The 25989-nt window shown below is 66.3% G+C and carries 20 protein-coding genes and 3 pseudogenes; 7 read left to right on the top strand and 16 right to left on the bottom strand.

Going from position 1 to position 25989, the window contains the following annotated elements; genetic code table 11:
• The 3 genes from upp to AC1Q6P_RS22175 are packed head-to-tail and all read right to left on the bottom strand — an operon-like array spanning position 1 to position 2194.
• Positions 1-633 (bottom strand): uracil phosphoribosyltransferase, encoded by a 633-nt coding sequence (upp, locus tag AC1Q6P_RS22185; protein WP_102766941.1) that lies wholly within the window; start codon positions 631-633, stop codon positions 1-3.
• Positions 634-680: 47 nt separating this feature from the next.
• On the bottom strand, positions 681-1445 hold the full coding sequence (gene rlmB, locus AC1Q6P_RS22180) for a 23S rRNA (guanosine(2251)-2'-O)-methyltransferase RlmB (RefSeq protein ID WP_102766942.1): 765 nt from the start codon (positions 1443-1445) through the stop codon (positions 681-683).
• The gene (locus tag AC1Q6P_RS22175; protein ID WP_492665888.1) at positions 1442-2194 is read right to left on the bottom strand and encodes an acetyltransferase domain-containing protein; all 753 of its coding nucleotides are present in this window, start codon (positions 2192-2194) and stop codon (positions 1442-1444) included. Before AC1Q6P_RS22175 ends, rlmB begins: the two co-directional genes overlap by 4 nt.
• 189 nt (positions 2195-2383) lie before the next feature.
• Between AC1Q6P_RS22175 and AC1Q6P_RS22170 the strand changes: the two genes are divergently transcribed.
• The 4 genes and pseudogenes from AC1Q6P_RS22170 to AC1Q6P_RS22155 all read left to right on the top strand — a co-directional run.
• Positions 2384-3499 carry a S1C family serine protease gene (locus AC1Q6P_RS22170; protein ID WP_492665889.1) on the top strand — a complete coding sequence of 372 codons (1116 nt, stop codon included), beginning with the start codon at positions 2384-2386 and terminating at the stop codon, positions 3497-3499.
• A 120-nt stretch (positions 3500-3619) separates the two neighbouring features.
• Entirely contained in the window at positions 3620-6331 is a 2712-nt protein-coding gene (locus AC1Q6P_RS22165) for a PAS domain S-box protein (protein ID WP_492665890.1), read from the top strand.
• A 9-nt stretch (positions 6332-6340) separates the two neighbouring features.
• A pseudogene (locus AC1Q6P_RS22160) lies at positions 6341-6673 on the top strand (MsnO8 family LLM class oxidoreductase); the annotation flags it as partial.
• A gap of 265 nt (positions 6674-6938) precedes the next feature.
• Positions 6939-7625, top strand: a pseudogene (locus AC1Q6P_RS22155) (MsnO8 family LLM class oxidoreductase); the annotation flags it as partial.
• On the opposite strand, the gene purL reads toward AC1Q6P_RS22155, so the two are convergent.
• From purL to AC1Q6P_RS22095, 12 genes are all read right to left on the bottom strand, one after another.
• The gene (gene purL, locus AC1Q6P_RS22150) at positions 7626-11621 is read right to left on the bottom strand and encodes a phosphoribosylformylglycinamidine synthase (RefSeq protein ID WP_492665891.1); all 3996 of its coding nucleotides are present in this window, start codon (positions 11619-11621) and stop codon (positions 7626-7628) included.
• 159 nt (positions 11622-11780) lie between these two features.
• Positions 11781-13097 carry a TRZ/ATZ family hydrolase gene (locus tag AC1Q6P_RS22145; RefSeq protein ID WP_492665892.1) on the bottom strand — a complete coding sequence of 439 codons (1317 nt, stop codon included), beginning with the start codon at positions 13095-13097 and terminating at the stop codon, positions 11781-11783.
• Between the two features lie 43 nt (positions 13098-13140).
• Positions 13141-14157, bottom strand: coding sequence for a nucleoside hydrolase (locus tag AC1Q6P_RS22140; protein WP_492665893.1), 1017 nt, complete (start codon positions 14155-14157; stop codon positions 13141-13143).
• Positions 14158-14217: 60 nt separating this feature from the next.
• On the bottom strand, positions 14218-15141 hold the full coding sequence (locus AC1Q6P_RS22135; RefSeq protein WP_492665894.1) for a ribokinase: 924 nt from the start codon (positions 15139-15141) through the stop codon (positions 14218-14220).
• Between the two features lie 24 nt (positions 15142-15165).
• Positions 15166-16209 (bottom strand): substrate-binding domain-containing protein, encoded by a 1044-nt coding sequence (locus AC1Q6P_RS22130; protein WP_492665895.1) that lies wholly within the window; start codon positions 16207-16209, stop codon positions 15166-15168.
• 380 nt (positions 16210-16589) lie between these two features.
• Positions 16590-17900: a citrate synthase gene (gene gltA / locus AC1Q6P_RS22125; protein ID WP_102766953.1), complete on the bottom strand. Its 1311-nt coding sequence runs from the start codon at positions 17898-17900 to the stop codon at positions 16590-16592.
• A 31-nt stretch (positions 17901-17931) separates the two neighbouring features.
• Positions 17932-18228, bottom strand: a complete 297-nt coding sequence (locus AC1Q6P_RS22120) for an FAD assembly factor SdhE (protein WP_102766954.1) — start codon at positions 18226-18228, stop codon at positions 17932-17934.
• 25 nt (positions 18229-18253) lie between these two features.
• Complete coding sequence (locus tag AC1Q6P_RS22115) at positions 18254-18958, bottom strand: succinate dehydrogenase iron-sulfur subunit (protein ID WP_102766955.1); 705 nt, start codon at positions 18956-18958, stop codon at positions 18254-18256.
• A 46-nt stretch (positions 18959-19004) separates the two neighbouring features.
• Positions 19005-20807: a succinate dehydrogenase flavoprotein subunit gene (sdhA, locus tag AC1Q6P_RS22110; protein ID WP_492665896.1), complete on the bottom strand. Its 1803-nt coding sequence runs from the start codon at positions 20805-20807 to the stop codon at positions 19005-19007.
• Positions 20807-21166: a succinate dehydrogenase, hydrophobic membrane anchor protein gene (gene sdhD, locus AC1Q6P_RS22105; protein WP_102766957.1), complete on the bottom strand. Its 360-nt coding sequence runs from the start codon at positions 21164-21166 to the stop codon at positions 20807-20809. Before sdhD ends, sdhA begins: the two co-directional genes overlap by 1 nt.
• Before the next feature lie 28 nt (positions 21167-21194).
• Positions 21195-21635, bottom strand: a complete 441-nt coding sequence (gene sdhC / locus AC1Q6P_RS22100; protein WP_492665897.1) for a succinate dehydrogenase, cytochrome b556 subunit — start codon at positions 21633-21635, stop codon at positions 21195-21197.
• Between the two features lie 116 nt (positions 21636-21751).
• A complete protein-coding gene (locus AC1Q6P_RS22095) occupies positions 21752-22612 on the bottom strand; it encodes a GntR family transcriptional regulator (protein ID WP_492665898.1) in 861 nt (286 codons plus the stop codon).
• 304 nt (positions 22613-22916) lie between these two features.
• On the opposite strand from AC1Q6P_RS22095, the gene AC1Q6P_RS22090 reads away from it, so the two are divergent.
• The 3 genes from AC1Q6P_RS22090 to AC1Q6P_RS22080 all read left to right on the top strand — a co-directional run bounded on the left by AC1Q6P_RS22090 (position 22917) and on the right by AC1Q6P_RS22080 (position 25771).
• Positions 22917-23903 carry a malate dehydrogenase gene (locus AC1Q6P_RS22090; protein WP_102766959.1) on the top strand — a complete coding sequence of 329 codons (987 nt, stop codon included), beginning with the start codon at positions 22917-22919 and terminating at the stop codon, positions 23901-23903.
• A gap of 137 nt (positions 23904-24040) precedes the next feature.
• Positions 24041-25045, top strand: a complete 1005-nt coding sequence (locus AC1Q6P_RS22085) for an HpcH/HpaI aldolase/citrate lyase family protein (RefSeq protein WP_492665899.1) — start codon at positions 24041-24043, stop codon at positions 25043-25045.
• A gap of 147 nt (positions 25046-25192) precedes the next feature.
• Entirely contained in the window at positions 25193-25771 is a 579-nt protein-coding gene (locus AC1Q6P_RS22080) for a hypothetical protein (protein ID WP_492665900.1), read from the top strand.
• 119 nt (positions 25772-25890) lie between these two features.
• On the opposite strand, the pseudogene AC1Q6P_RS22075 reads toward AC1Q6P_RS22080, so the two are convergent.
• Positions 25891-25989 (bottom strand): annotated as a pseudogene (locus AC1Q6P_RS22075) (ABC transporter ATP-binding protein); the annotation flags it as partial.

Here is a 25989-nt window from a genome sequence, read left to right as displayed (position 1 = left end):
TCAGGCGTCCTTGGTGCCGAAGATCTTGTCGCCCGCGTCGCCGAGGCCCGGGATGATGTAACCCTGCTCGTTGAGATGGCTGTCGATGGCGGCCGTCCAGCAGCGCACTTCGGGATGGGCCTTGTTCAAGGCGGCCACGCCCTCGGGCGCGGCCACCAGCACCAGGGCGCGGATGTCCTTGCAGCCGCGCGCCTTGAGCAGATCGATGGTGGCGATCATGGAGCCGGCCGTGGCCAGCATGGGGTCGATGATGAGGGCGGTGCGCTCGCCCAGATGGCCGACGAATTTGTCGAAGTAGTTGACTGGCTTCAAAGTCTCGTGATCGCGGGCCAGGCCGACGACCGAGATCTTGGCATTGGGGATCATGTCCAGCACGCCGTCCATCATGCCCAGACCGGCCCGCAGAATCGGCACCACCGTGACCTTGCGGCCGGCGATCTGGTCGATCTCGACCGGGCCGCACCAGCCCTCGATGGTGGTTTTCTCCAGCGGGAAATCGGCCGTGGCCTCGTAGGCCAGCAGGCGCGCCACCTCACCCGTCAACTCGCGGAACTTCTTGGTCGAAATGTCGGCCTCGCGCATCAGGCCGATCTTGTGTTTGACGAGGGGATGCTGGACTTCGATGACGGCCATGGCTGTGCTCTTCTTCGGGGGAGGCAAAAACTGCGGGAGGGGGGCGATTATCCCTGGCGGGCGCGGCGCTGACGCAGGGCTTCGTAGAGGCACACCCCGGCGGCCACCGAGACATTCAGGCTTTCCACCGCACCCAGCATGGGGATGCTGACCAACTCATCGCAGGTCTTGGCGGTGAGCTGGCGCAGGCCGTCACCCTCGGCACCCAGCACCAGGGCCACCGGGCGGTTCAGGTCGATGTCGTAGATCGATTTCGTCGCTTGGTCCGAGGTGCCGATGATCCAGATGTCGCGCTCTTTCAGTTCATTGAGCGAGCGGGCGAGATTGGTCACCATCAGATAGGGCACGGTCTCGGCCGCGCCGCTGGCCACCTTGGCCACGGTGGCGTTCAGGCCCACGGCGTGGTCTTTGGGTGCGATCACCGCGTTGGCGCCAGCACCATCGGCCACGCGCAGGCAGGCGCCGAGGTTGTGCGGGTCGGTCACACCGTCCAGCACCAGCAGCAGGGGTTGAACCTCGGCCGCTTCCAGGTCCTCCATCACCGCGTCCAGCGAATGCTGCATGGCCAGGGGCTGCACCCGGGCGACCACGCCCTGGTGGCGGCTGCTGCCGGCCAGTTTGCCCAGGCGATCGTCGTCGCTGTCCACCAGCTTGGCGCCGGCTTCGGTGGCACGCTCGACAAACTGGCGCATGCGCTGGTCGCGTCGCGTGGCGTCGACATGGATCTCGCTGATGGATTTGGGGTGCGTCTTCAGGCGCACGGTCACGGCATGGAAGCCGAAGAGGATTTTGTTGCTGGTGCTGCTGCTCATCCCCGCATCGTAGCGGCTGCCGTCAACAAACCGATCAAAACCGGCTGATGCAGCATGTAGAAACTCAGGGACCAGCGGCCCAGCACAGCGAGCGGCTGCAGCGGCGCCGGCAGCACGCCTCCCAACCAGGCCGGGCGTGCAGCCAGCAGCCAGCGGCCGCCGGCATAGCCCCAGAGCATCATGCCCAGCCAGGGCAGCACGGGCACGAAATCCTCGGCGATCGGCAAGCGCGTGACCAGGCCGACCCAGTTGGTCCAGCGGCTGTCGAAAAAGGGATGCGACCAGAGCTGCGGCGCCACCCAGGCCAGCAGACCCAGGCCCAGGCAGGCCCAGAGCGGCAAACGCGGCCCGATCGCACGCAGGATCAGCAGCATCACCGCCATGCCGTGCAGCACGCCAAAGCTGATGAAGCTGCGCGGGAACATCAGGGCCGAGCCGGCGCTGACCAGAAGCGCACAGCCCGCCACCTGGGCCCAGCGGCGCCAGAAACGCGACCAGGGCTGGCCCTGATGCAGCGCCAGGGCCTGGCCCAGGCCGGCGCAGAGCAGGAAGAGGCTGACGATGGCGCTGCGCTGCCCGGTCCAGAAGGGGTCGCGGTAGAAGTTCTGCTGGATCCAGCCAAAGTGGTTGAGGTCAAAGCAGAAATGGAACAGCGCCATCCAGACGATGGCCGCGCCGCGCAGGGCGTCCAGGCGCGGCACGCGTTGCAGCGGCGCTGGAGTGGGAGTGAGGGGCGAATCAGGGGCCAAGACAGTGCTGCAAGAGGAGTCAGAATGGCGGCAGTCTACGGGCAAGGCCGGGCCGCAGCCGCGCGCACATCCGCTGCGGGCTGCCCGGCATGCGCCGAGCACGACCGGCGCCATGCCTTGAATCCCCGCAATTCAGACCGACCTGCCGCACTCACCTGCTTTTTTCACTCAACTGCCCCGCCACGCCCGATGAAACTGCCCACCGCCCCCGCCTCTCAAGCCGCCCTGCTCGCCCTGGCCTTGCTGGCCGGTGTGGGCTTGAGCGCCTGCTGGCCCAATACCGCGCAGAGCAAGCCGCAGGCCGAGCCGCGTGCCGTGCAGCCGCGCGGCCCGCTCGATGCCGCTGAACAGAACAACATCAATGTCTTCAAGAAGGTGTCGCCCTCGGTGGTGCACATCACCACCCTGGCCCTGAGCCGCGATCTGTTCTCCATGAACATCACCCAGCAGCCGCGCGGCACCGGCACCGGCTTCATCTGGGACGATGCCGGCCATGTGGTGACCAATTTCCACGTGATCCAGGACGGCGACGCCGCCACCGTCACCCTGTCGGACCAAAGCAGCTACCCGGCCAAGCTGGTGGGCAGCTTCCCCGACCGTGACCTGGCCGTGCTGCGCATCGAGGCGCCCAAGGAGAAGCTCGCCGCCATCGCCATCGGCAGCAGCCGCGAGCTGCAGGTGGGCCAAGCCGTGTACGCCATCGGCAACCCCTTCGGCCTGGACCAGACCCTGACCCTGGGCATCGTCAGCGCCCTCAACCGCGAGATCGAGTCGGTCACCCGCCGCACCATCCGTGGTGCCATCCAGACCGACGCGGCCATCAACCCGGGCAATTCGGGCGGCCCCCTTCTCGATTCGGCCGGTCGCCTGATCGGCGTCAACACCTCGATCTACAGCCCCAGCGGCGCCAGCGCCGGCATCGGCTTTGCGATTCCCGTGGACGAGGTCAACCGCATCGTGCCGCGCCTCATCCGCGACGGCCGCCTGATCCGCCCGGCCCTGGGCATCACGGCCGCGCCCGAGAACGTCAACCAGGCGCTCAAGCTGCCCAAGGGCGTGGCCTTGCTGCGCGTCTCGCCGGGCAGCCCGGCGGCGCAAGCCGGCCTGCAGGTGTTCGCCCGCGGCCGCGACGGCAGCGTGATCGCCGGCGATGTGATCACCGCCATCAACGACGAGCCGGTGCGCGATCTGGACGAAATGCTCAGCCTGCTGGAGCGCCGCCAGGTCGGCGAGCGCGTGACCCTGAGCCTGTGGAACGCCGGCAAGACCCGCAAGCAGGCGGTGCAGCTGGGCAGCGCCGACTGAGCGATAAAAAGGCCGGCCCTCGCCACACCACCGCAGCTCCGCGCTTCCCCGGCTGGCAGGTCCCGGGGCCTGTGTTACCGTCAAAGCAAACGACTTTTTCTGTGACCGAGCCTCCCGGCGATGAGCCTGCAAACCCAGCCCCCGGCCACCAGCCCTGCCGCAGCGCCTGACTCGCCGAGCCTGTCCCGCATCCTGCCGGCCTACTGGCCGGCCCTGCTGACCGCCTTGGTCAGCCTGACCCTGTGCATCGCCCTGGCCTGGATGCGCCACGGCCAAACCCTGGCGGCCGAAGAAGCGCAGGTGCAGCAAGAACTCAACGCCCTGCGCAGTCGCCTGGAAGCGGTGGCGCAAACCACGTTTGCGCCGACCCTCGGCCTTGAGGCCCTGATCCGGCTCGACGGCGGCATCTCGGACGCCCGCTTCCAAGCCATGAGCAGCCAGGTGATCCGCCTGCTGCCCCATGTGCGCAGCATCGTTGCCGCCCCCAACGACGTGGCTGAGTTCGTCTATCCCCTGGCTGGCAACGAAGCGGTCTATCGCCTGGATTACCGCAGCATCCCGCGCCAGTACGAGCAGGTCCAGCTCGCACGACGCCTGGGCCAGCCCTTGCTGGTGGGTTCGGTGCAGCTGGTCCAGGGCGGCCAAGGCTTGATCCAACGCGTGCCCGTGTTCCTGCCTCGGCCCGAAGGCCAGGCGCCGCAGTACTGGGGCGTGATCTCGGTGGTGGCCGACCTGCCCCGCTTCATGGAGAGCACCGGCCTGGCCAATCGCCAGGACCTGCGCCTGGGCCTCTACCATACGGGCCAGCCGGCCGAGCGCCTGGGCGCTGTGATATGGGGTGACGGCAGCCTGCCGCAGCGCCGGCCGGTGCTGCAGACCGTCAACCTGCCCGGCGCCGTCTGGACCCTGGCGGCCGTGCCGGCCCAGGGCTGGAGCCAGGGGCCGAGCTGGCGGTCGATCGAGACGGCCTTGTCGGTCGGGGTGAGCCTGGTGCTGACCTGGCTGGCCGGCCTGCTGGTCTACCGGCGCCGCCTGCTGGTCAGCCACAACCGCGCCCTGGCAGAGGAAATTGCCCACAGCCGGCAGGTGCAGAGCGCCCTGGATGCCGAGCACGCCCGCTTTCGCAGCCTGACCGAGCTGTCCACTGACTGGGTCTGGGAACAGGACCGCGAGCTGCGCCTGAGCTACATCTCGCGCCCGGCCGAGAAAGCCTCGCAAGTGCCTTCGCAGGCCTTGTTGGGCATGAAGCGCTGGGAGTCGCCCGCCCTGGTGCCCGGGGTCGATTGGGCCGCACATCAGGCCATGCTGGAGCGCCACGAAGCCTTCCGCGATTTCGAGTACGCGCACTACGCGGGCGATGGATCCGTCCGTTATGTCAGCGTCTCGGGTACGCCCTTTTTCGACGCGCATGGCGAATTCGCCGGCTACCGTGGCACCGGCCGCAACATCACGGCGGCCAAGCAAGCCGAGCAGGCCTTGATCGAATCGCAGGCGGCGCTGACCGAGACTCTCAACCGCCTGCAAGCCATCCTCGACTCGGCCAGCGAAGTGGCCATCATCGCCACCGATCTGGACGGCCGCATCACTGTCTTCAACCGCGGCGCCGAGCGCATGCTGGGCTACAACGAGCGCGAGATGCTGGGCCGCTACCCGGATTTCCTGCATCGGCGTGAAGAGGTCAGGCAACGGGCCGTCGAGCTGAGCGCCGAGTTGGGCGAAACCATCCAGGGTTTCGACACGTTTGTTGCCAAGGCCCGCGTGCTTGGCAGCGAGACCCGGGTCTGGACCTATCTGCGCAAGGACGGCAGCGCGCTCGATGTCTCGCTGACCGTCAGCCTGGTGCGCGACCGCGGCGGCCCGGCCATGGGCTATCTCGGTATTGCCCGCGACATCACCGAGCAACGCCAGGCCGAGCGCGCCCTGGTGCAGCTCAACGCCGAACTGGAAGACCGGGTCAGCAGCCGCACGATTGAGCTGACCGAAGCCATGCACACCTTGCGCCAGGCCCAGGATGAGCTGCTGCGCTCGGAAAAGATGGCGGCCCTGGGCTCGCTGGTGGCCGGCGTGGCCCATGAGCTGAACACCCCGCTGGGCAACTGCCTGACCACGGCCTCGACTTTGGAGGAACGCACCCGCGAGATTCAGGCCGAGTTCGAGGGCACGGGCCTGCGCCGCCAGCGCCTGGCCGACTACCTGCGCGACGCCGGCACGGCGGCCAGCATCCTGCTGCGATCGCTGAGCACCTCGACCGAGCTGGTGGCGCATTTCAAGCAACTCTCGGTCGACCAGACCAGCTCGCAGCGCCGTGTCTTCGACCTGGCCAGCGCCCTGGACGATGTGCTGAGCCTGCTGCGACCGCGCCTGCGCACGACGCCGTATCAAGTGGTCTGCGAGGTGCACACCCAGCGCCCGCTGGACAGCTACCCCGGCCCCCTGGGCCAGGTGATCAACAACCTGGTGCTGAACGCCCTGCTGCATGCCTTCGGCGGCCGCGAGCACGGGCGCCTGTCCATCCGTGCCGATGAGCTCTCGCCCGACTGGCTGCTGCTGGTGGTCGAGGATGACGGTGTGGGCATGAGCGAGGCGGTGCGGCGCCGGGCCTTCGACCCCTTCTTCACCACCAAGATGGGCAGCGGCGGCACCGGGCTGGGCCTGAACATCGTCTACAACATCGTCACCGGCATCCTGGGCGGCCAGATCGAGCTGAGCAGCGAGCCCGGCAAGGGCAGCCGCTTCACCTTCCGACTGCCCTATGTGGCGCCACAGCTCTCGGCCAAGGCCGAGGAGAGCGCCCATGACCCCAGGCCGGTGCCGAAGCCGCCGAACTCCTAGACTCGGGGCATGACCCCGCTCTCCATCCCGTTGTCGATTCTCGACCTCGCCCCCATTGTCGAAGGCAGCGATGCCCGCAGCGCCTTGCTCAACAGCATCGCCCTGGCCCGCCATGCCGATGCCTTGGGCTACCAGCGCTTCTGGGTGGCCGAACACCACAATATGGACGGCGTGGCCAGTGCCGCCACCGCGGTCTTGATCGGCCAGCTGGCCGCCGCGACCACGCGCATCCGGGTCGGCTCGGGCGGCGTGATGCTGCCCAACCATGCGCCGCTGACGGTGGCCGAAGCCTTTGGCACCCTGGCCACGCTCTACCCCGGCCGCATCGATCTGGGCTTGGGGCCTGTTAACACGACGTCGATGGGTCGCGTTGCCGGCCAGAAAGGCCGCAGGCAAGGCGCGAACCGCAGCCGGGTTGGACACCCGGCGAGGATTCGCAACGCGGCCGGCGGTCTTTCTGGCCGCAACCCTGCGGGAAGGCTCGACTCAGCGGGCCAGGCGTCGTTGCGGCGCTGGCCCGCACGCGAGTGCGGGCGGCGCGCTGCGCCTAGCCTGACCCGCTGAGGCGAGCCTTCGCGACCCATCGACGTCGTGTTAACAGGCCCAAGGCCGCGCACAGGGCACCGACGGCCCCACCATGCGCGCCCTGCGCCGCCACCTGAGCAGCGCTTCTGAGGACCGCTTCCCCGAAGATGTGGTGGAGCTGCAGGCCTATCTGGCGCCGGCCCGCGAGGGCCAGCTCGTGCGCGCCATCCCCGGCCAGGGCACCGAAGTGCCGATCTGGCTGCTGGGCTCCAGCCTCTACAGCGCGCAGTTGGCGGCCTATCTGGGCCTGCCCTTTGCGTTTGCCTCGCACTTCGCGCCCGAGTTGCTGCAGCAGGCGCTCGATCTCTACCGCAGCCAGTACCGGCCCAGCGCGGCACATCCGAAATCCCACGCCATGGTGGCGCTCAATGTGATCATGGCCGACAGCGATGCCGAGGCGGGCCGCTTGTTCAGCTCCCTGCAGCAGCGCTTTCTGGGCATGCAGCGCGGCCAGCGTGGGCCGCTGCCGCGGCCGGTGGACAGCATGGCGCCGTTGTGGGCGGCCGCCTCGCCGGCCGAACGTTTGGGGGCTGAGCGCATGCTGGCCGAATCCATCGTCGGCTCGCCGGTGACGGTGCGTGCGGGCCTGCGCGCCACACAGGAACGCACAGGCGCCGACGAGTTCATCGTCGCCGCGGCGGTGCATGATTTCCAGGCCCGGCTGCGCTGCTACGAGCTGCTGGCGCAGCTCGCGGAACTTCAGGCCTGATCAGCCGAGGGCTTTTCTGGCGTTGCGGAACATGCGCATCCACGGGCTGAACGCGCTGACATCGCCCGAAGTCCAGCTCAGCTGCACATTGCGGAACACGCGTTCCGGGTGCGGCATCAGCACGGTGAAGCGGCCATCGGCGGTGGTCACCGAGGTCAGGCCGTCCGGGCTGCCGTTGGGGTTGAGCGGATAGGTCTCGGTGGCGTGGCCCGAATGGTCAACATAGCGCATGGCGCGTGCGACCTGGGCGGCATCGCCGCGCTGCGAGAAGTCGGCAAAACCTTCGCCATGGGCCACGGCGATGGGCAGGCGGCTGCCGGCCATGCCCTGGAAGAACAGGCTGGGCGACTCCAGCACTTCCACCATGGCCAGGCGGGCTTCGAACTGCTCGCTCTTGTTGCGCGTGAACTTGGGCCAGTGCTGCGCACCCGGGATGATGGGCGACAGCGCCGCCATCATCTGGCAGCCATTGCACACGCCCAGAGCAAAGCTGTCGCCGCGAGCGAAGAAGGCCTTGAACTGCTCGGCCAGCACCGGGTTGAACATCACCGAGCGGGCCCAGCCTTCGCCGGCACCCAGGGTGTCGCCGTAGCTGAAACCACCGCAGGCCACAAAGCCCTTGAACTGCTCCAGCGTCACCGCGCCGGCCTGCAGATCGCTCATGTGCACGTCGTAGGTGTCGAAGCCGGCCTGCGCCATGGCATAGCTCATCTCGACATGCGAGTTGACGCCCTGCTCGCGCAGGATGGCCAGCTTGGGGCGAGCGCCGGTGGCGATGAAGGGCGCGGCCACATCCTCGTTCGGGTCGAAGCTCAGGTGCACATGGCGGCCGGGGTCGCTGGCCAGGCCCGCCTGGGCATGCTCGCTGTCGGCGCAGGCCGGGTTGTCGCGCAGCTGGTTGATGCGCCAGGACACCTCGTCCCAGCTCTTGTGCAGCTGTTCCAGCGATTCGCTGTAGACCTTCTTGGCATCGCGCCAGACCTCGACCTGACCGTTGCCATTGGGCTTGCCCACCACATGGCTGAGCTTGGACAGACCGTGGCGGCGCAGCACCTGCAGCACGGCGTCGCGGTCGGCGGTGCGCACCTGCAGCAGCACGCCCAGCTCTTCGCTGAACAAGGCCTTGAGCGTCAACTCTTCGCGGCGCGCACCCACTTGCGTGGCCCAGTTCTTGGCATCACCGGTGTCGGCGCGGCTGTCGCTGACACCGTCACCCTCGGTGACCAGCATGTCGACATTGAGGCTCACGCCCACATGGCCGGCAAAAGCCATTTCGCAGGCCGTGGCCCAGAGTCCGCCGTCACCGCGGTCGTGGTAAGCCAGCAGCTGGCCGGCGGCGCGCAGCTCATTGACTGCCGCGACCAGGCTCTTCAGCAAGCCCGCGTCGTCCAGATCCGGCACAGCGCCACCAAACTGGTTCAGAGCCTGGGCCAGGATGGAGCCGCCCATGCGGTGCTGGCCGGCACCCAGGTCGACCAGGATCAGACTGGTGTCGCCGGCATCGGTCTTGAGCTGGGGCGTCAGCGTGCCGCGCACATCGGCCACCGAGGCGAACGCGGTGATGATCAAGGAGACGGGGGCCGTCACCTGTTGCTCGGCGCCTTGCGCATCGCTCCAGCGGGTGCGCATGGACAGGGAGTCCTTGCCCACGGGGATGGACACGCCCAGGGCCGGGCACAGCTCCATGCCGACCGCCTTGACGGTGTCGAACAGGGCGGCGTCTTCACCGGGTTCGCCGCAGGCGGCCATCCAGTTGGCGCTGAGCTTGACGCGCGGCAACTCGATCGGCGCGGCCAGCAGATTGGTGATGGACTCGGCCACCGCCATGCGGCCCGAGGCCGGGCCGTCCACGGCCGCCAGCGGCGTGCGCTCGCCCATGGCCATGGCTTCACCGGCGAAGCCCTTGTAGTCGGCCAGGGTCACGGCGCAGTCGGCCACCGGCACCTGCCAGGGGCCGACCATCTGGTCGCGGCTGTTCAGGCCGCCCACGGTGCGGTCACCGATGGTGATCAGGAATCGCTTGGAGGCCACGGTCGGGTGGCGCAGCACGGTCTGGGCCACGCTGGCCAGGCTGACGCCGTTCAGGTCCAAGGTGCCGGCATCGCGGGCGACGCGGCTGACCTCGCGGTGCATCTTGGGCGGCTTGCCCAGCAACACGTCCATGGGCATGTCCACAGCGCGCTGGCCGCCGGGGCCGTCCTCCAGGATCAGCTCGCGCTTCTCGGTGGTCACGCCGACCACAGCGAAGGGGCAGCGCTCGCGCTCGCACATGCGCTGGAACAGGTCCAGGCTGTCGGCGGCAATCGCCAGTACATAGCGCTCCTGGCTCTCGTTGCACCAAATTTCCTTGGGCGCCATGCCGGACTCTTCCAGCGGCACCTTGCGCAGATCGAAGACCGCGCCGCGGTGGGCATCGTTGACCAGCTCAGGGAAGGCATTGGAGATGCCGCCGGCACCCACATCGTGGATGGCCAGGATGGGGTTCTTATCGCCCAGACCCCAGCAGTGGTTGATCACCTCCTGCACACGCCGCTCGATCTCGGGGTTACCACGCTGCACCGAATCGAAGTCCAGGTCGGCGGTGTTGGTGCCGGCCGCCATCGAGCTGGCGGCGCTGCCGCCCATGCCGATGCGCATGCCGGGGCCGCCCAGCTGAACCAACAGGGAGCCGGCGGGGAACTCGATCTTTTGCGTCTGGTCGTCACGGATGGCGCCCAGGCCGCCGGCGATCATGATGGGCTTGTGGTAGCCGCGCTGCACGCCGTCCACCTTCTGCTCGTAGACGCGGAAGTAGCCGTTCAGATTGGGGCGGCCGAACTCATTGTTGAAGGCCGCGCCACCGAGCGGGCCTTCGATCATGATCTGCAAGGCGCTGGCGATGTGGCTGGGCTTGCCGACCGGGTTCTGCTCCCAGGGCTCGCTCAGGCCCGGCAGGTGCAGGTTGGAGACCGAGAAGCCGGTCAGGCCGGCCTTGGGGCGGGAGCCGCGGCCGGTGGCGCCTTCGTCACGGATTTCACCGCCGGCGCCGGTCGAGGCACCGGGATAGGGCGAAATGGCGGTCGGGTGATTGTGGGTCTCGACCTTCATCAGCACATGGGCCAGCTCTTCGCGGGCCTGGTACTGCGGCGCGCGCTGGTCGCCGGCCGGCATCCAGCGCTCGATGCGGTGGCCTTCCATGACCGAGGCATTGTCCGAATAGGCCTTGACCGTGTGCTGCGGGCTCAGCTTCTCGGTGTTGCGGATCATGCCGAACAGGCTCAAGTCCTGGTCGACGCCGTCCACCGTGAACTTGGCATTGAAGATCTTGTGGCGGCAATGCTCGGAATTGGCCTGCGCGAACATCATCAGCTCGACATCGCTGGGGTTGCGCTTCAGGGTCTGGAAGGCGTTTTCGAGGTAGTCGATCTCGTCTTCGGACAGGGCCAGGCCGAAAGTCTTGTTGGCGGCCACCAGGGCGGCGCGGCCCTGGCCCAGCACATCGACATGCTCCAGCGGCTGGGCGGTCTTCTCATCGAACAAATGGGCGGCGTCCTCGCGGGCCAGCAGCACGCTCTCGGTCATGCGGTCGTGCAGCAGATCGGCGCAGGCGATCAGCTCGGCCTGGCTCAGGGTCTTGCTGCCGCCCAGCAGGCCGCTCTTGAGGGTGATGCGGTACTCGGTGACGCGCTCGACGCGGTGGATGTTCAGGCCGCAGTTGTGGGCGATGTCGGTGGCCTTGGACGCCCAGGGGCTGACCGTGCCCAGGCGCGGGGCCACCACCACCAGATGGCCGTCTTCGCCGCCCACATAGGCATCGCCATAGTTCAGCAGCGCGGCCAGCTTGGCGCCAGCGTCTGCATCCAGGGCCGCATCAGCCCAGACCCAATGCACATGGCGCGCTTGCACACCATTGATACGTTCGTTGATCGCCTGCAGCTGCGGCAGCAAGGCCTGAGCCCGGAAGGCGGATAGAGCGTTGCCGCCCTCGAAAGAAAGCAAGTGCTTGGGTGTTGCCATGGTGTCCCGCGTGGATGGCACGGCCAAGATGCCGTGTGAAGGTGCGGGATTCTACCGAGAGCGCGGGACCTGGCCGGACAAAGCGGCAAAGGGGCCTGCCAAGAACGCCTGGCGGCCCCTCTTTGCTTCAGCTTTCCCGCGATCCAGCTTTCCCGCGCTTCAGCGCTCGGTCTTCATGGCGTGGACGATGGCGTCCACCCGGTCCAGCAGCGCAGCCTGATCCAGGGTGGTCAGCTCGCGGCCATTGAGCACGCGGCGACCGCCGACCCAGACGTCGGAGACATGCTCGCGGCCGGCCACGTAGACCAGCTGCGCGTCGGCGTGGTAGACCGGGCGGCATTCCAGCGCGTCGAGCGAGACGGCCACCACATCGGCCAGCTTGCCCACTTTCAGCGAGCCCAGATCGGCCTCGCGGCCCATGGCCTTGGCGGCACGGATGGTGGCCATTTCCAGGGCCGTGCGGGCCGATACAGTGGTGCTGTTTTGCGTCGTGCCCTTGGCCAGCAGGGCGGCCGCGCGGATCTCACCGAACATGTCCTGGCGGTTGTTGGAGGCCGCGCCATCGGTGCCGAGGATGGTGTTGACGCCGGCCGCCTCCAGTGCCGTGATAGGCGCCACGCCCGAGGCCAGCTTGAGGTTGGAGTTGGGGTTGTGCACCAGGTGCACGCCCTGGCGGGCCAGCATGGCGATTTCGTCCTCGCTCAGATGCACCATGTGCACGGCCATCATCTTGCTGTTCAACACGCCCAGCTTGTTCAGGCGCTCCAGCGGGCGCATGCCGTACTGCTTCAGGCTGCCTTGCACCTCATCTTCGGTTTCGTGGATGTGGCAGTGCATCTGGATGTCCAGGCGCTCGGACAGCTCGCGCAGCTTGACGAAGGTTTCGTCCGACACGGTGTAGGGTGCGTGCGGCGCGCTGGTCCAGTCCAGCAAGGCCTCGCCCTTGAACTGCTCGTAGGCGGCCACGCCCTTGGCGATGTAATCGTCCGGGCCGGAGGCATAGCCGGTGGGGAAGTCGATCACATTGATGGACACGCCGGCGCGGATGCCCGAATCCACCGCGGCGCGGGCCATGGCGGTGGGGAAGAAATACATGTCATTGAGGTAGGTGACGCCACCGCGCAAGGCCTCGGCGGCCGAGAGCAGGCTGCCCTGGTAGGTCCAGTCCTCGCTGACCCACTTCTTCTCCAGCGGCCATATGTGGTTGTTGAGCCAGTCCATCAACGGCACATCGTCGGCAACGCCGCGCAGCAGGGACATGGCCGAGTGGGTGTGGCCGTTGATCAGGCCGGGGATCAGCACATGCTGGCCGAGCTCCACGCGCTCGGCATCGGGGAACTGTGCCTCGGCCTCGGCCCAGGGCAGGATGGCGGCGATGCGCTCACCCTGCATGACCAGGGCGTGCTCGTTCAGCACCTCGCTGCCGGGGGTCATGGTCAGCAGCCAGCGGGCTTTCAGGATCGTCGTCGTGCTCATGGTCGGGAACTCCGGGGGTGAAGGGGGTGGATGAGGCCAGACTTTAGGCGGCCGGGCGGTCGAACGATGGGTCAAACACCTGCTCAAAAAGCGCCAGAAGTCGCGGGCCATCGACGGCCACGCAGACCTGCTGCACAGGGCTTTGGTCCCAGGGCGCCGTCAGGCTGGCCGCGGGCCGGGTGTTCTGGATGGTCTGGCCCACGGCCAGACCATCGGTCACCACCCGCACCGGGCCGGCGCGCAGGGTGAACAGGCTGGGGTCGATGGCATAGGCAATCGCGCTGGCGTCGTGGCCGTAGATGCCCTCGATGCCGGCCACGCTGTGATAGAAGTCCTGGTAATGGCGGGTGGCCTGCCAAAGGAACTCAGCCACCGCAGCGCCCTGCCCGCCCCGGCCGCGCAGGCCATCGAGATAAGGCTCCCGCATCACCACCGCATGGGTCACGTCCAGACCCACCACCACCACCGGCCAGGGCGCGGCCAGCACCTGATCGGCCGCCTCGGGGTCGTTGATGATATTGGCTTCGGCCACCGGCGTGACATTGCCGCTGTGGCCGTGAGTGCCAAAAGCACCGCCCATGATGATGACCTGGGCCACCTTGGCGGCGATGCCGGGGTCATGCTGCAGGGCCAGGGCCAGATTGGTCATGGGGCCGACAGCGATCAAGGTGATCTCGCCCGGCTCGGCATTGACCATATCGCAGATCAGCTCATGCGCGGGACGCGGGTCGAGTGGGGCCAGGTCTTGTTCGGCCAAGGCCAGCTCGGCGCGGCCACCCAGGCCGTCTTCGCCATGGACATGGGTGGAATGCGGACGCGCGGCATGCGCGAACAAGGGGCCGCCAGCGCCGGCGGCGACGGGCACCGGCTGGCCGTAAAAGGCGCAGAGCGCGCGCGCATTGCGCGTGGTCACCTCGATCGAGGCATTGCCGAACACCGAGGTCACGGCACGCAGCTTGAGCGCCGGATGACGCGCCAACAGGAACAGCGCCATGGCGTCATCAATGCCGGGATCGGTGTCGAAAATCACCGAGCGGGGGCGGTGCGAGTGGTCAGTCATGGCGGTACTGCTTCCAAAAACTCTGGGGAACCGAAGGCTCCCCGTCCATCGTTGATTCGTTCAGAGCGGCGCAAACGCGGCGCCCAATTCAGCGCGACGCGGCATGGCATCTTGCACGCCGGGGCGGCTGACCGCCAGCGCGGCAGCGGCTTGCCCGAGGCGAACGGCCGCTTGCGCGCCCTGCCCTTCGGCCAGGGCGGCGGCCAAGCCGCCCACCAGGGTGTCACCCGCGCCCACGGTCTCGACCGCCTTGACCGCTTGGGCCGGCAGCAAGACCTGACCCTCGGCATTGCACAGCAAGGCGCCCTTGGCGCCCAGAGAGACCAGCACCTGGGCCGGGCCACGTGCACGCAGGCATTCCGCCGCCGCGGACACTTCCATCGAAGCCTCACCACCCGCCATCAGCAGCGCCTCGGTCTCGTTGACCACCAGCCAGTCGCTGAGGGCCAGCAGCTCGGCCGGAACGGCCAGGGCCGGGGCGGCATTGAGCACAGTGACGGCACCGGCTGCGCGCGCGATCTCGAAGGCCGCCTGAATGGCCGGCACCGGCACCTCCAGCTGAGCCACCACCACGGCGCTGGCTTGCAGCTGCGCGCGGGCCGCCTGCACATCAGCGGCGCTCAGCTGGGCATTGCTGCCCGGCACGTAGACGATGGAGTTCTCGCCATCGCGGCTGGCCACCATGATGACGGCGATGCCGGGCAGGGCCTGCGGGTCGCGATGGACGGCGCGGCAATCAATGCCCTCGCCTTCCAGCGCCTGCAGCAAATCGCTGCCGTACTGGCTGGTGCCGACGCGGGACAAAAACACCGTGTGGGCGCCCAGGCGGGCTGCGGCCACGGCCTGGTTGGCGCCCTTGCCGCCGGGGGTCATAACGAAACGATCGCCGACCAGGGTTTCGCCCGGCTCGGGCAAGCGCTCGGAATGCGCCAGCATGTCGATGTTGAGGCTGCCGACCACGGTCACGCTGCGTGCTGCTGTCATCTTGGGTTCTACCGAATTCAAAAGTCAGGGGGCGAGCAGCGCCGCGTCGGGGGCGGCCGTGCTCTCGCGCACAACCAGGCGCGGGGTCAACAACACATCTTTCAGGGCAGCGCCCGGGTTCTCGATGCGCTCGATCAGCACCCGACCGGCTTCATGGCCCAGCTCCTTGATGGAGCAACCCACCGAGGTCAGGGCCGGGAAGACATAGCGGCTGAGCTCGATGTCATCGAAGCCCACCACGGAGAGCTGCTGCGGCACGCGCAGGCCGAGCTCGGCCGCGGCGCGCAGGGCGCCGATGGCCATCATGTCGTTGCTGGCGAAGATGCCGGTGAACGGCGCCGCGGCGCCCTGCTCAGGTTTGGCCTGGGCCATCAGCAGACGCCGTGCGGCGTCGTAACCACCGGGGCTGCTGAAATCGCTTTCGATCACCCAGGATGCGTCCGGGCTGATGCCGGCTTCCTGCAGGGCGCGGCGCCAGCCTTCGATGCGCTCACGGGCCACCTCGAACTCGGCCGGGCCGCTGATGCAGGCCACACGGCGGTGGCCCAGTTCGATCAAATGGCGCACGGCGTTGTAGGCGCCCTGCTGGTTGTGCACCGACACCCGGTCGGCGCGCGCGCCCGGGACCAGGCGGTCGACGGTCACCGAGGGCACGCTGGCCAGCTTGAAGATGCGGGCCAGGGCTTCGTCGTCACCGGCGGAGGACAGCAGCAAGCCGTCCACCCGCTTTTCTAGCAGGGTGCGCATGTACTGCTGCTGGCGCTTGGGGTCGTTGTCCGAGTTACACAGAAACACCGAGTAGCCGGCCAGGCGGCAGCTCTCTTCCACACCGCAGACCAGTTCAGCAAAGAAGGGGTTCTGCACATTGGGCACCAGCACCCCCACGATCTTGGTCTCGCTCTTGCGCAGTGAGCGTGCCACGGCGCTGGGCAGGTAGCCGATTTCCTCGACCGCGGCCAGGACGCGGCGGCGGGCATCGGCACTGACCGGCCGGGTCTCGTTGAGCACATGGGACACGGTGGTGAAGGACACCCCGGCCAGGGCTGCGACATCTTTGATGGTGCTCACAGGATCAACACTCGCACGGTCTCGCTGGTGGAGAACTCTCGCCGGCGCGCATGCGTGCCGTCGGACGGGCCCTCTCTGCCTTGTTTTGATGTGACTTATTGGGGCTGGCAAACGTTTGCCAACCAGACCGAAGCATAGCCGATGCAAGGCGCGTTCTGCGCACATGCAAATTGGGAATTTGCGCAAAGCAGGGCTTGGATGCCCAAAAACCGAGCAGGCATGAACCAGGCTGGCGCATCCAGGCCCGCGAGGAAGCCGGATAGTGCGTGTCTCTCCACGGCGCGCACCCAAAAAGAACAGCCCCGGCGGTCCAAGGACGCGCGGGGGCTGCATTGTGGCCTGCCTGCGCAGGCCCTCAGACCGGGATCAACCCGGAGCGATCAACGCTCGCCGATGGGCTTGACGTTGCGCGAGGTGGCGCCGACGAAAAGCTGGCGCGGACGGCCGATCTTGTACTCCGGGTCGCCAATCATCTCGTTCAGCTGGGCGATCCAGCCCACCGTGCGAGCCAGGGCGAAGATGGCGGTGAACAGCGGCACCGGGATGCCAATGGCGCGCTGCACGATGCCCGAGTAGAAGTCGACGTTCGGATAGAGCTTGCGGGCGACGAAGTACTCGTCTTCCAGCGCGATCTTTTCCAGCTTCATGGCCAGTTCGAACAGCGGGTCGTCCTGCAGACCCAGCTCGCCCAGCACCTCGTAGCAGGTCTCGCGCATCAGCTTGGCACGCGGGTCGTAGTTCTTGTAGACGCGGTGACCGAAGCCCATCAGCTTGACGCCGGAGTTCTTGTCCTTGACCTGCTTGATGAATTCGCCGATCTTGTCGACGCCGCCCTGCTTCTGGATGTCACCCAGCATGTTCAGGCAGGCCTCGTTGGCGCCGCCGTGAGCGGGGCCCCACAGGCAGGCCACACCAGCGGCGATGGCGGCGAAGGGGTTGGTGCCCGAAGAGCCGCACAGGCGCACGGTCGAGGTCGAGGCGTTTTGCTCGTGGTCGGCGTGCAGGGTGAAGATGCGGTCCATGGCGCGCACCAGCACGTCATTGGGCTTGTACTCCTCGCACGGCGTGGCAAACATCATGCGCATGAAGTTGCCGGCGTAGCTGAGGTCGTTCTTCGGGTAGATGTAGGGCTGGCCGATGGTGTACTTGTAGGCCATCGCCACCAGGGTCGGCATCTTGGCGATCAGGCGGATGGCCGCGATCTCACGATGCTCGGGGTTATTGATGTCGGTGCTGTCATGGTAGAACGCCGACATGGCACCGACCAGACCGGTCATCACGGCCATGGGGTGCGCGTCGCGACGGAAGCCACGCAGGAAGAACTGCATCTGCTCATTCACCATGGTGTGGTGCATGACGCGGTTCTCGAACTCGGCCTTCTGCGTCTCGTTCGGCAGCTCTCCGTACAGCAGCAGGTAGCAGGTTTCGAGGTAGTCGCAGTTGACGGCCAGTTGCTCGATCGGGTAGCCGCGGTACAGCAGCTCGCCCTTGTCACCGTCGATGTAGGTGATGGTGGAGTTGCACGAAGCCGTGGACAGGAAGCCCGGGTCGTAGGTGAACTTGCCCGTCTGCGCGTACAGCTTGCGGATGTCGATCACATCCGGGCCGACCGAACCCTTGTAGATGGGCAGGTCCATTTGCGGGCTGCCGTCGGAGAACGACAGGGTGGCTTTGACGTCAGACGGTGTCATGAGCAGGTCCTTTGACTTCTTGGGGAAACTTTTATGGGGCGGTCCTGATGAGGCTCAGGACTTCTTCAACATCGGGGCGCTGCAAATCGCCTTGCGGCTCCTTGCGGCACAGCAGCAAGTCCAACAGATCGTTATCGGACAGATCCATCAACTCCCGCAGTCCTTGCGCCTGCGATTCGGTCAGCGTGTCCGCATGCTTGTTGAAGAAACGCTCGATCAGGAGATCGTTCTCCAACAGGCCGCGCCGGCAACGCCAGCGCAGCTTGGACAGGGCGCGCTCGTCGATCAGCGCGTCTGCAGCGGGAGTGATGGCAGCTTGGGTGCTCATGGCCAGGGCTGGTGCTGCTGCGTCCTCAGACGGCGCGGCGCACCATCATTTCCTTGATCTTGCCGATGGCCTTGGTGGGGTTCAGACCCTTGGGGCAGACATCGACGCAATTCATGATGGTGTGGCAACGGAAGAGGCGGTACGGATCTTCCAGATTGTCCAGGCGCTCGGCCGTGGCCTGGTCGCGGCTGTCGGCGATGAAGCGATAGGCTTGCAGCAGACCGGCGGGACCGACGAACTTGTCGGGGTTCCACCAGAAGCTGGGGCAGCTGGTCGAGCAGCTGGCGCACAAGATGCACTCGTACAGGCCGTTGAGCTCGTCGCGCTCTTCCGGGAACTGCAGACGCTCCTTGTCGGGCAGCGGCGTGTCGTTGATCAGGAAGGGCTTGATCGAGTTGTACTGCTTGAAGAACTGCGTCATGTCGACGATCAGGTCTCGCACCACCGGCAGGCCCGGCAGAGGCTTGAGCACCACAACGCCCGGCAAGGTGCGCATATTGGTCAGGCAGGCCAGACCGTTCTTGCCGTTGATGTTCATGGCATCCGAGCCGCATACGCCTTCGCGGCAGGAACGGCGGAAGCTCAGGGTCGGATCCAGCTGCTTGAGCTTCATCAGTGCGTCGAGCAGCATGCGCTCGGAGCCGTCCAGCTCGACCTCGAGGGTCTGCATATACGGCTTGGCATCCTTGTCCGGGTCGTAGCGGTAAATCTGGAAGGTACGCTTGGTCATGGGGTGTCCTTGATATTCGGGTCGCAGTGTGTCGGTGCGGGTTCGATCAGAAGGTGCGAACCTTCGGGGGGATCGACTCGACCGTCAGCGGCTTCAGATTGACCGGCTTGTAGTCCAGGCGGTTGCCTTCCGAATACCACAGCGTGTGCTTCATCCACTCGGCGTCGTTGCGGCCGTTGGGATGCTCGGGCGTATCCCCGTAGTCATTGACCGTGTGGGCGCCACGGCTCTCGGTGCGGGCTGCTGCCGACACGATGGTGGCTTGCGCCGCCTCGATCAGGTTCTCGACTTCCAGCGCCTCGATGCGGGCGGTGTTGAAGACCTTGGACTTGTCCTTCAAGGTGATGTTCTTCACCCGGGCGGCGATCTCGGCGATCTTGCCCACGCCGGCATTCAGCGACTCCTGGGTGCGGAACACGCCGGCGTGCAGCTGCATGGCGGCGCGCAGATCGTTGGCCACATCCTGGGCGTATTCGCCCGAAGTGCTGTTGTCCAGACGCTCCAGACGGGCGACCGATTGCGCACCCGCATCGGCCGGCAGCGGCTTGTGCAGCTTTTGCTTCAGGCCCGACTCGACGATGTGGTTGCCGGCGGCGCGGCCGAAGACCAGCAGATCCAGCAGCGAGTTGGTGCCCAGGCGGTTGGCGCCGTGCACGCTCACGCAGGCGCACTCGCCCACGGCGTAGAGGCCGTTGACCACGGCATTCGGGTTGCCATCCTTGGGCGCCACGACCTGACCGTAGATATTGGTCGGGATGCCACCCATCTGGTAGTGGATGGTCGGCACCACAGGGATCGGTTCCTTGGTGATGTCGACGTTGGCGAAGTTGTGGCCGATCTCGAACACCGAAGGCAGGCGCTTCATGATGGTCTCGGCGCCCAGGTGGGTCATGTCCAGCTGGATGTAGTCCTTGTTGGGACCGCAGCCGCGACCTTCCTTGATCTCCTGGTCCATGCAGCGGGACACGAAGTCGCGCGGGGCCAGATCCTTCAGCGTCGGCGCATAGCGCTCCATGAAGCGCTCACCATTGCAGTTGCGCAGGATCGCGCCTTCGCCACGGCAGCCCTCGGTCAGCAGCACGCCCGCGCCGGCCACGCCGGTCGGGTGGAACTGCCAGAACTCCATGTCTTCCAGCGGAATGCCGGCGCGCGCCGCCATGCCCAGGCCGTCACCGGTGTTGATGAAGGCATTGGTCGAGGCCGCGAAGATGCGACCCGCACCGCCGGTGGCCAGCAGCACGGTCTTGGCTTCCAGGATGTGCAGCTCGCCGGTTTCCATTTCCAGCGCGGTCACACCGACCACATCGCCTTCGGCGTCCTTGATCAGGTCCAGGGCCATCCACTCGACGAAGAACTGGGTCTTGGCCTTGACGTTCTGCTGGTACAGGGTGTGCAGCATGGCGTGACCGGTACGGTCAGCCGCGGCGCAGGCGCGTTGCACCGGCTTTTCGCCGTAGTTGGCGGTGTGGCCACCGAAGGGGCGCTGGTAGATGGTGCCGTCGGCATTGCGGTCGAAGGGCATGCCGAAGTGTTCGAGCTCGTACACGACCTTGGGTGCTTCGCGGCACATGAACTCGATGGCGTCCTGGTCACCCAGCCAGTCCGAACCCTTGACGGTGTCGAAGAAGTGATAGTGCCAGTTGTCCTCGCTCATATTGCCCAGCGAGGCGCTGACGCCGCCTTGAGCGGCCACGGTGTGCGAGCGAGTCGGGAAGACCTTGGACAGCACGGCCACATTCAAGCCGGCCAGAGAGAGCTGCAAGGATGCGCGCATGCCCGAGCCACCGGCTCCGACGATGACCACATCAAACTTGCGCTTAGGAATTGTCTTGTTGTTCGCCACCGTCATCACAGTCTCCACAGCACTTGGATCGCCCAGCCGGCGCAACCCACCAACCACACCAGCGTGAACACCTGCAGAGTCAGGCGCAGGGCGACCGACTTCACATAGTCCATCCAGATATCCCGAACACCGACCCACGCGTGGTAGGCCAGCGAAATGATCAACACAAAGGTCAGCACCTTCATCCACTGCTGCGAGAAGATGCCCGCCCAGCGGTCATAGCCCAGCGGGCCCGGCAGCAGCACTTGCACCAGCAAAGCCACGGTGAACAAGGCCATCAAAACGGCGGTGACGCGCTGCGCCAGCCAGTCACGCAAACCATAGTGCGCACCGACAACGATGCGTTTGGAGCCAAAAGTACTCATTGTTTGTCTCTTCTTTCTCGAGGGCCGATCAGTACAGGCCGAACAGCTTGGCGCCCAGCAGCAGGGTCAGCAGCACGCTCAAGGCCAGGGTGATGACGGCCGAGTTGTGACCTTGCTCTTTGCTCACGCTGTGGGTGGCGTCCATCCACAGGTGGCGCACGCCCGCGATGAAGTGGTGCAGATAGCCCCAGATCAGGCCCAGCACGGTCAGCTTGACGAACCAGGCAGGCACAAAGCCGATGCCGGCGACGAATGCGTTGGTGAAGCTCTCGTAGGAGATTTCCGAGCTGACGCTGGTGTCAAACATCCAAATGATGAAGGGCAGCAGCAGGAACATCAGCAGGCCGCTGATGCGGTGCAGGATGGACACGATGCCGGCAGGCGGCAGACGGTAGGAAATGATCTCGGTCACATGGATATTGCGATAGACCGGTCGATTTTTTGCTTTTGAATTGGTGGCGTCTGTCATACCCAACCTTTGTAATCAACGTGAAACCACGGGAGTTTATTGCAATGCAGCACAGCAGCCTGTGAAACCCGTGCGCCGAACACAACGCAGCAGGTGGCTATTCGGTGCTGCAAGACTCAGTTCAGCTCATTGCGGTAGAAGTGCGAAGCGGTGTTGTAGAGCCCGCGGCGCAACTCTACCGGTTTATCCCCATAGGTGAATGACAGGCGCTCGACGCTGAGCAGCGGCGCTCCGACCTCCACCTGCAACAAGGCTGCCGTTTCTGCATCGGCCGCCACGGCTCGGATCTTCTCCTGAGCGCGAATCATGTGAACCCCGAACTCCGCCTCGAAAAGCCCGTAAAACGGGCCGCGATGCTGGTTCAGCAGCTCGGTGCTCAAGCCCTTGAACAACTGCCCCGGCAGCCAGATGTCATCCAGCACCACGGGCTCGCCCTTGCTGTGCAGCAGGCGGCGCACCTCAACCATGGGGTCGCCGGTGCGCAGCTGCAGTTGCCGCGCGATCGCGGCGGGCGCACGCAGGCGGCGGCAATCCAGCAACTGCCGGCCGAGTGACTCGCTGCCTTCGTCCGGCATCAGTCGCAGAAAACGATACTGCTGCTTCTGTTCGGCATGGGTGGCCACAAACGTGCCCTTGCCCTGGCGACGCACCAGCAGGTTCTCAGCCGACATCTCATCGATCGCCTTGCGCACCGTGCCCTGGCTGACGCCAAAGCGCGCGGCCAATTCCAGCTCGCTGGGAATGGACTCCCCGGCCTTCCACTCCCCGGCCTGCAAGCGGGCAATGATCAGCCCTTTGATCTGGCGGTACAGCGGACTGAAGGACGGGCTCTCAGCAGCCGAAGCGCTGGAGAGCAAGGCAGCCGAAGCGCTCGTCACGGCACCGGACACCGCCGATACCACAGGCTGCGCCGCGCCCGAACGCTCGGGGGCGGCAGGCACTGTTCGCGGCAGCGACGAGGGTGGCAGGTTCGGCATGGCCGGCATTGCAGCACAAGCGCCGCGCAAAAGTCCATCGCCAAGGCCATGACCCAGCACTCCAGTCTTATATAAGACAGAAGACTGTCAGATTTTCGCCATAATTGCACAAATTCGCAGCAGCATTTGAACGGCAGGGGCCGCTGGGACTAGGGGATTGCCCGAGGACTGGCCTACACTTGCCGCGCACTTCTTGCGCCCTCCCCGTGCCACGCAGCCCTGCGGCGCCCGGACCGGCCAAGCCGAACACGCTGTCGTACCGATCGATCGATTCCTTTCTCATTCAAACCTTCGGAGCCACTCCATGAGCAAGACCCCCGTTCGCGTTGCCGTCACCGGCGCTGCCGGCCAAATTGGCTATGCCCTGCTGTTCCGCATTGCCTCTGGCGAAATGCTGGGCAAGGACCAGCCCGTCATCCTGCAATTGCTGGAGATCCCCGACGAAAAGGCCCAGAACGCACTGAAGGGCGTGATCATGGAGCTGGAAGACTGCGCCTTCCCGCTGCTGGCTGGCGTTGAAGCCCACAGCGACCCGCTGCAAGCCTTCAAGGACACCGACTACGCCCTTCTGGTTGGCGCCCGCCCCCGCGGCCCCGGCATGGAGCGCGCCGACCTGCTGGCCGCCAACGCCCAGATCTTCACCGCCCAAGGCAAGGCCCTGAACGCCGTCGCCTCGCGCAATGTCAAGGTGCTGGTGGTCGGCAACCCGGCCAACACCAACGCCTACATCGCCATGAAGTCGGCCCCGGACCTGCCGGCCAAGAACTTCACCGCCATGCTGCGCCTGGATCACAACCGCGCCGCCTCGCAACTGGCTGCCAAGACCGGCACCAAAGTCGGTGACATCAAGAAGCTGACCGTCTGGGGCAACCACTCGCCGACGATGTACGCCGACTACCGCTTCGCCACCACCAACGGCCAGTCGATCAAGGATTTGGTCAACGACCAGGTCTGGAACGCTGACACCTTCCTGCCCACCGTGGGCAAGCGCGGCGCCGCCATCATTGCCGCTCGCGGCCTGTCCTCGGCCGCCTCGGCCGCCAACGCCGCCATCGACCACATGCGCGACTGGGCCCTGGGCTCGAACGGCGAATGGGTGACCATGGGCGTGCCTTCGAACGGCGAATACGGCATCCCCGCTGGCGTCGTGTTCGGCTTCCCGGTGACCACCGCTGGCGGCGAGTACAAGATCGTCGAAGGGCTGGAGATCGATGCCTTCTCGCAAGAGCGCATCAACATCACCCTGGCCGAGCTGCAAGGCGAACAAGACGGCGTCAAGCACCTGCTGTGATGCAATCCGCGCCCGCGCCTCGGTGGCGGGCGCAGCAAACGCCTTGAAAATCGGGCCGGCATGGCATCCATGCTGGCCCGTTTTGTTTTCAGGTCCGCCCTGCCAATGCCCACAACCTTCTTCTGCCTGCCTGCACCATGAGCTCCTTGCCCGCCCTGCACCCTAAACTGGCCCTGTTCGAAGACGGTGATGCCGCCACCGTGCTGCCCGTGGTCGACCACTACTGCGGCGTTGAAGTCCGCATGCGCAAGAGCCTGGAGTTGCAGGCCGAGATGGGCCCGGTGTTTGACATCACGCTGGACTGCGAAGACGGTGCGCCCATCGGCGGCGAGGCCGAACATGTGCAGCTGGTCACGGAGCTGCTGCAGAGCGCGCTCAACCGGCACGACCGCGTCGGCGCACGGGTCCATCCTTTCGATCACCCGAGCTTCGAGGCCGATGTCGACGGCTTGATCGCCGGGGCCGGCGAGCGCCTGGCCTTTCTGATGATCCCCAAGCCGCGCAGCGCCGAGGAGCTGGCGCGTGCCTGCGCTTTCATCGACGAGCGCCTGCAACACCACGGCACGCAAAAGCCCTTACCCCTGCACACCTTGATCGAGACGCACGGCGCTCTGCGCGATGTGATGCAGATCGCCGCCCACCCGCGCATCGAGTCCCTGTCTTTCGGCCTGATGGATTTTGTCTCCGCCCACCGCGGCGCCATCCCGCGCCATGCGCTGACGGCCGAGGGTCAGTTCAGCCACCCGCTGATCGCCCGCGCCAAACTCGAAATCTCAGCGGCAGCCCACGCCCATGCCAAGACGCCATCGCACTGTGTGGTGACCGAATTCAAGAACAGCGCCGCCCTGCAAGCGGCCGCCACCCGCGCGACACGCGAGTTTGGCTACACCCGCATGTGGAGCATCCACCCCAATCAGATTCAAGCCATCCTGGACGCCTTCGCCCCCAGCGCCGCCGAGGTGGATGAGGCACTGGAAATCATCCAGGCCGCACAAGCCGCCCAGTGGGCGCCGATCCAGCATCGCGATGTGCTGCACGACCGCGCCAGCTACCGCTTCTTCTGGCACCTGCTGGAACGCGCCCACGCGACCGGCCAGCCCCTGCCTGCAGAAGCCCGCCTGGCCTATTTCAGCGGCGACTGATCCGTCATTCGCTGGAGTGCGCTGCGCGCAACGGCCGCTTGCAATTGCTGGCAAACGATTACCCTCGGGCACGAATCACGGAGCGACAATAGCGCCATTCAGATGCCAGCGCTGCGGCGCACATCCCTCCTGCTTGAGAACCCCTCCATGATTCACACCCCCTTGAAATCCACCGTGTTGGCCTGCGCCCTGGCACTGCTCAGCAGCTCGGCCTGGTCCGCCGCCGTTGAAAGCGCCAAGCCGCGCAACCGCCTGGCCGCCAAGATCAAGCCGGCCGCGCCCGCGCCGGTGGCAGCTGTCGAGGACAACAGCCCGCTGAGCGAAGAGCAAATGGCCGTGGCCCCGCAGGTGCACGCCGGCGAAGCCAGCTGCGAGTTCAAGCACAAGGTCTCGGTGACGCCGCATCCCGAGAAGCCCGGCCGCTTCCGCCTGCAGTTCGGCCAGGCCGTCTACAACATGGCGCCCGAGCCCACCACCACCGGCGCCGTGCGCCTGGAAGACAAGCAGGCCGGCGTGGTCTGGCTGCAGATCCCGGCCAAGTCCATGCTGATGAACACCCGCATCGGCCAGCGCCTGGTGGATGGCTGCCAGCATGCCGAGCAAGTGGCCATGGCCCAGGTGAACGAGCCCCTGACCGAAGGCGGCATCGGCATCACCCCGAGCGAGCCGCAGACCCCGCCGCCCGCCCCGGTAGCCAAGGCCAGCGCCAAGAAGCGCGTCAAGTAAGGACCGCTCACACGGCCTGTTCCGCAGGCCCCAACAAAAAAGGAGACCGCAAGGTCTCCTTTTTTTGTGGCCGGGTCGGGCGAAAGATTCGCGCCGCACTTTCAGCTCACTCGCCCGCTTCACTCCCCCAGATATGCCGCCCGCACCTTGGGGTCATTGAGCAAGGACTGACCCTCGCCCGTCATCGTCACCAGGCCCGACTCCATCACATAGCCCCG

It is taken from the genome of Roseateles sp. GW835-FHT13E02 (assembly GCF_058794035.1).
This window is presented reverse-complemented; position numbering and strand designations above follow the sequence as displayed.

Bases quoted from the DNA above. Each gene is read 5' to 3' on its own strand.
- upp (WP_102766941.1), bottom strand. From the start codon at position 633: ATGGCCGTCATCGAAGTCCAGCATCCCCTCGTCAAACACAAGATCGGC.
- rlmB (WP_102766942.1), bottom strand. From the start codon at position 1,445: ATGAGCAGCAGCACCAGCAACAAAATCCTCTTCGGCTTCCATGCCGTG.
- AC1Q6P_RS22170 (WP_492665889.1), top strand. From the start codon at position 2,384: ATGAAACTGCCCACCGCCCCCGCCTCTCAAGCCGCCCTGCTCGCCCTG.
- AC1Q6P_RS22165 (WP_492665890.1), top strand. From the start codon at position 3,620: ATGAGCCTGCAAACCCAGCCCCCGGCCACCAGCCCTGCCGCAGCGCCT.
- purL (WP_492665891.1), bottom strand. From the start codon at position 11,621: ATGGCAACACCCAAGCACTTGCTTTCTTTCGAGGGCGGCAACGCTCTA.
- AC1Q6P_RS22145 (WP_492665892.1), bottom strand. From the start codon at position 13,097: ATGAGCACGACGACGATCCTGAAAGCCCGCTGGCTGCTGACCATGACC.
- AC1Q6P_RS22140 (WP_492665893.1), bottom strand. From the start codon at position 14,157: ATGACTGACCACTCGCACCGCCCCCGCTCGGTGATTTTCGACACCGAT.
- AC1Q6P_RS22135 (WP_492665894.1), bottom strand. From the start codon at position 15,141: ATGACAGCAGCACGCAGCGTGACCGTGGTCGGCAGCCTCAACATCGAC.
- gltA (WP_102766953.1), bottom strand. From the start codon at position 17,900: ATGACACCGTCTGACGTCAAAGCCACCCTGTCGTTCTCCGACGGCAGC.
- AC1Q6P_RS22120 (WP_102766954.1), bottom strand. From the start codon at position 18,228: ATGAGCACCCAAGCTGCCATCACTCCCGCTGCAGACGCGCTGATCGAC.
- AC1Q6P_RS22115 (WP_102766955.1), bottom strand. From the start codon at position 18,958: ATGACCAAGCGTACCTTCCAGATTTACCGCTACGACCCGGACAAGGAT.
- sdhA (WP_492665896.1), bottom strand. From the start codon at position 20,807: ATGACGGTGGCGAACAACAAGACAATTCCTAAGCGCAAGTTTGATGTG.
- sdhD (WP_102766957.1), bottom strand. From the start codon at position 21,166: ATGAGTACTTTTGGCTCCAAACGCATCGTTGTCGGTGCGCACTATGGT.
- sdhC (WP_492665897.1), bottom strand. From the start codon at position 21,635: ATGACAGACGCCACCAATTCAAAAGCAAAAAATCGACCGGTCTATCGC.
- AC1Q6P_RS22095 (WP_492665898.1), bottom strand. From the start codon at position 22,612: ATGCCGAACCTGCCACCCTCGTCGCTGCCGCGAACAGTGCCTGCCGCC.
- AC1Q6P_RS22090 (WP_102766959.1), top strand. From the start codon at position 22,917: ATGAGCAAGACCCCCGTTCGCGTTGCCGTCACCGGCGCTGCCGGCCAA.
- AC1Q6P_RS22085 (WP_492665899.1), top strand. From the start codon at position 24,041: ATGAGCTCCTTGCCCGCCCTGCACCCTAAACTGGCCCTGTTCGAAGAC.
- AC1Q6P_RS22080 (WP_492665900.1), top strand. From the start codon at position 25,193: ATGATTCACACCCCCTTGAAATCCACCGTGTTGGCCTGCGCCCTGGCA.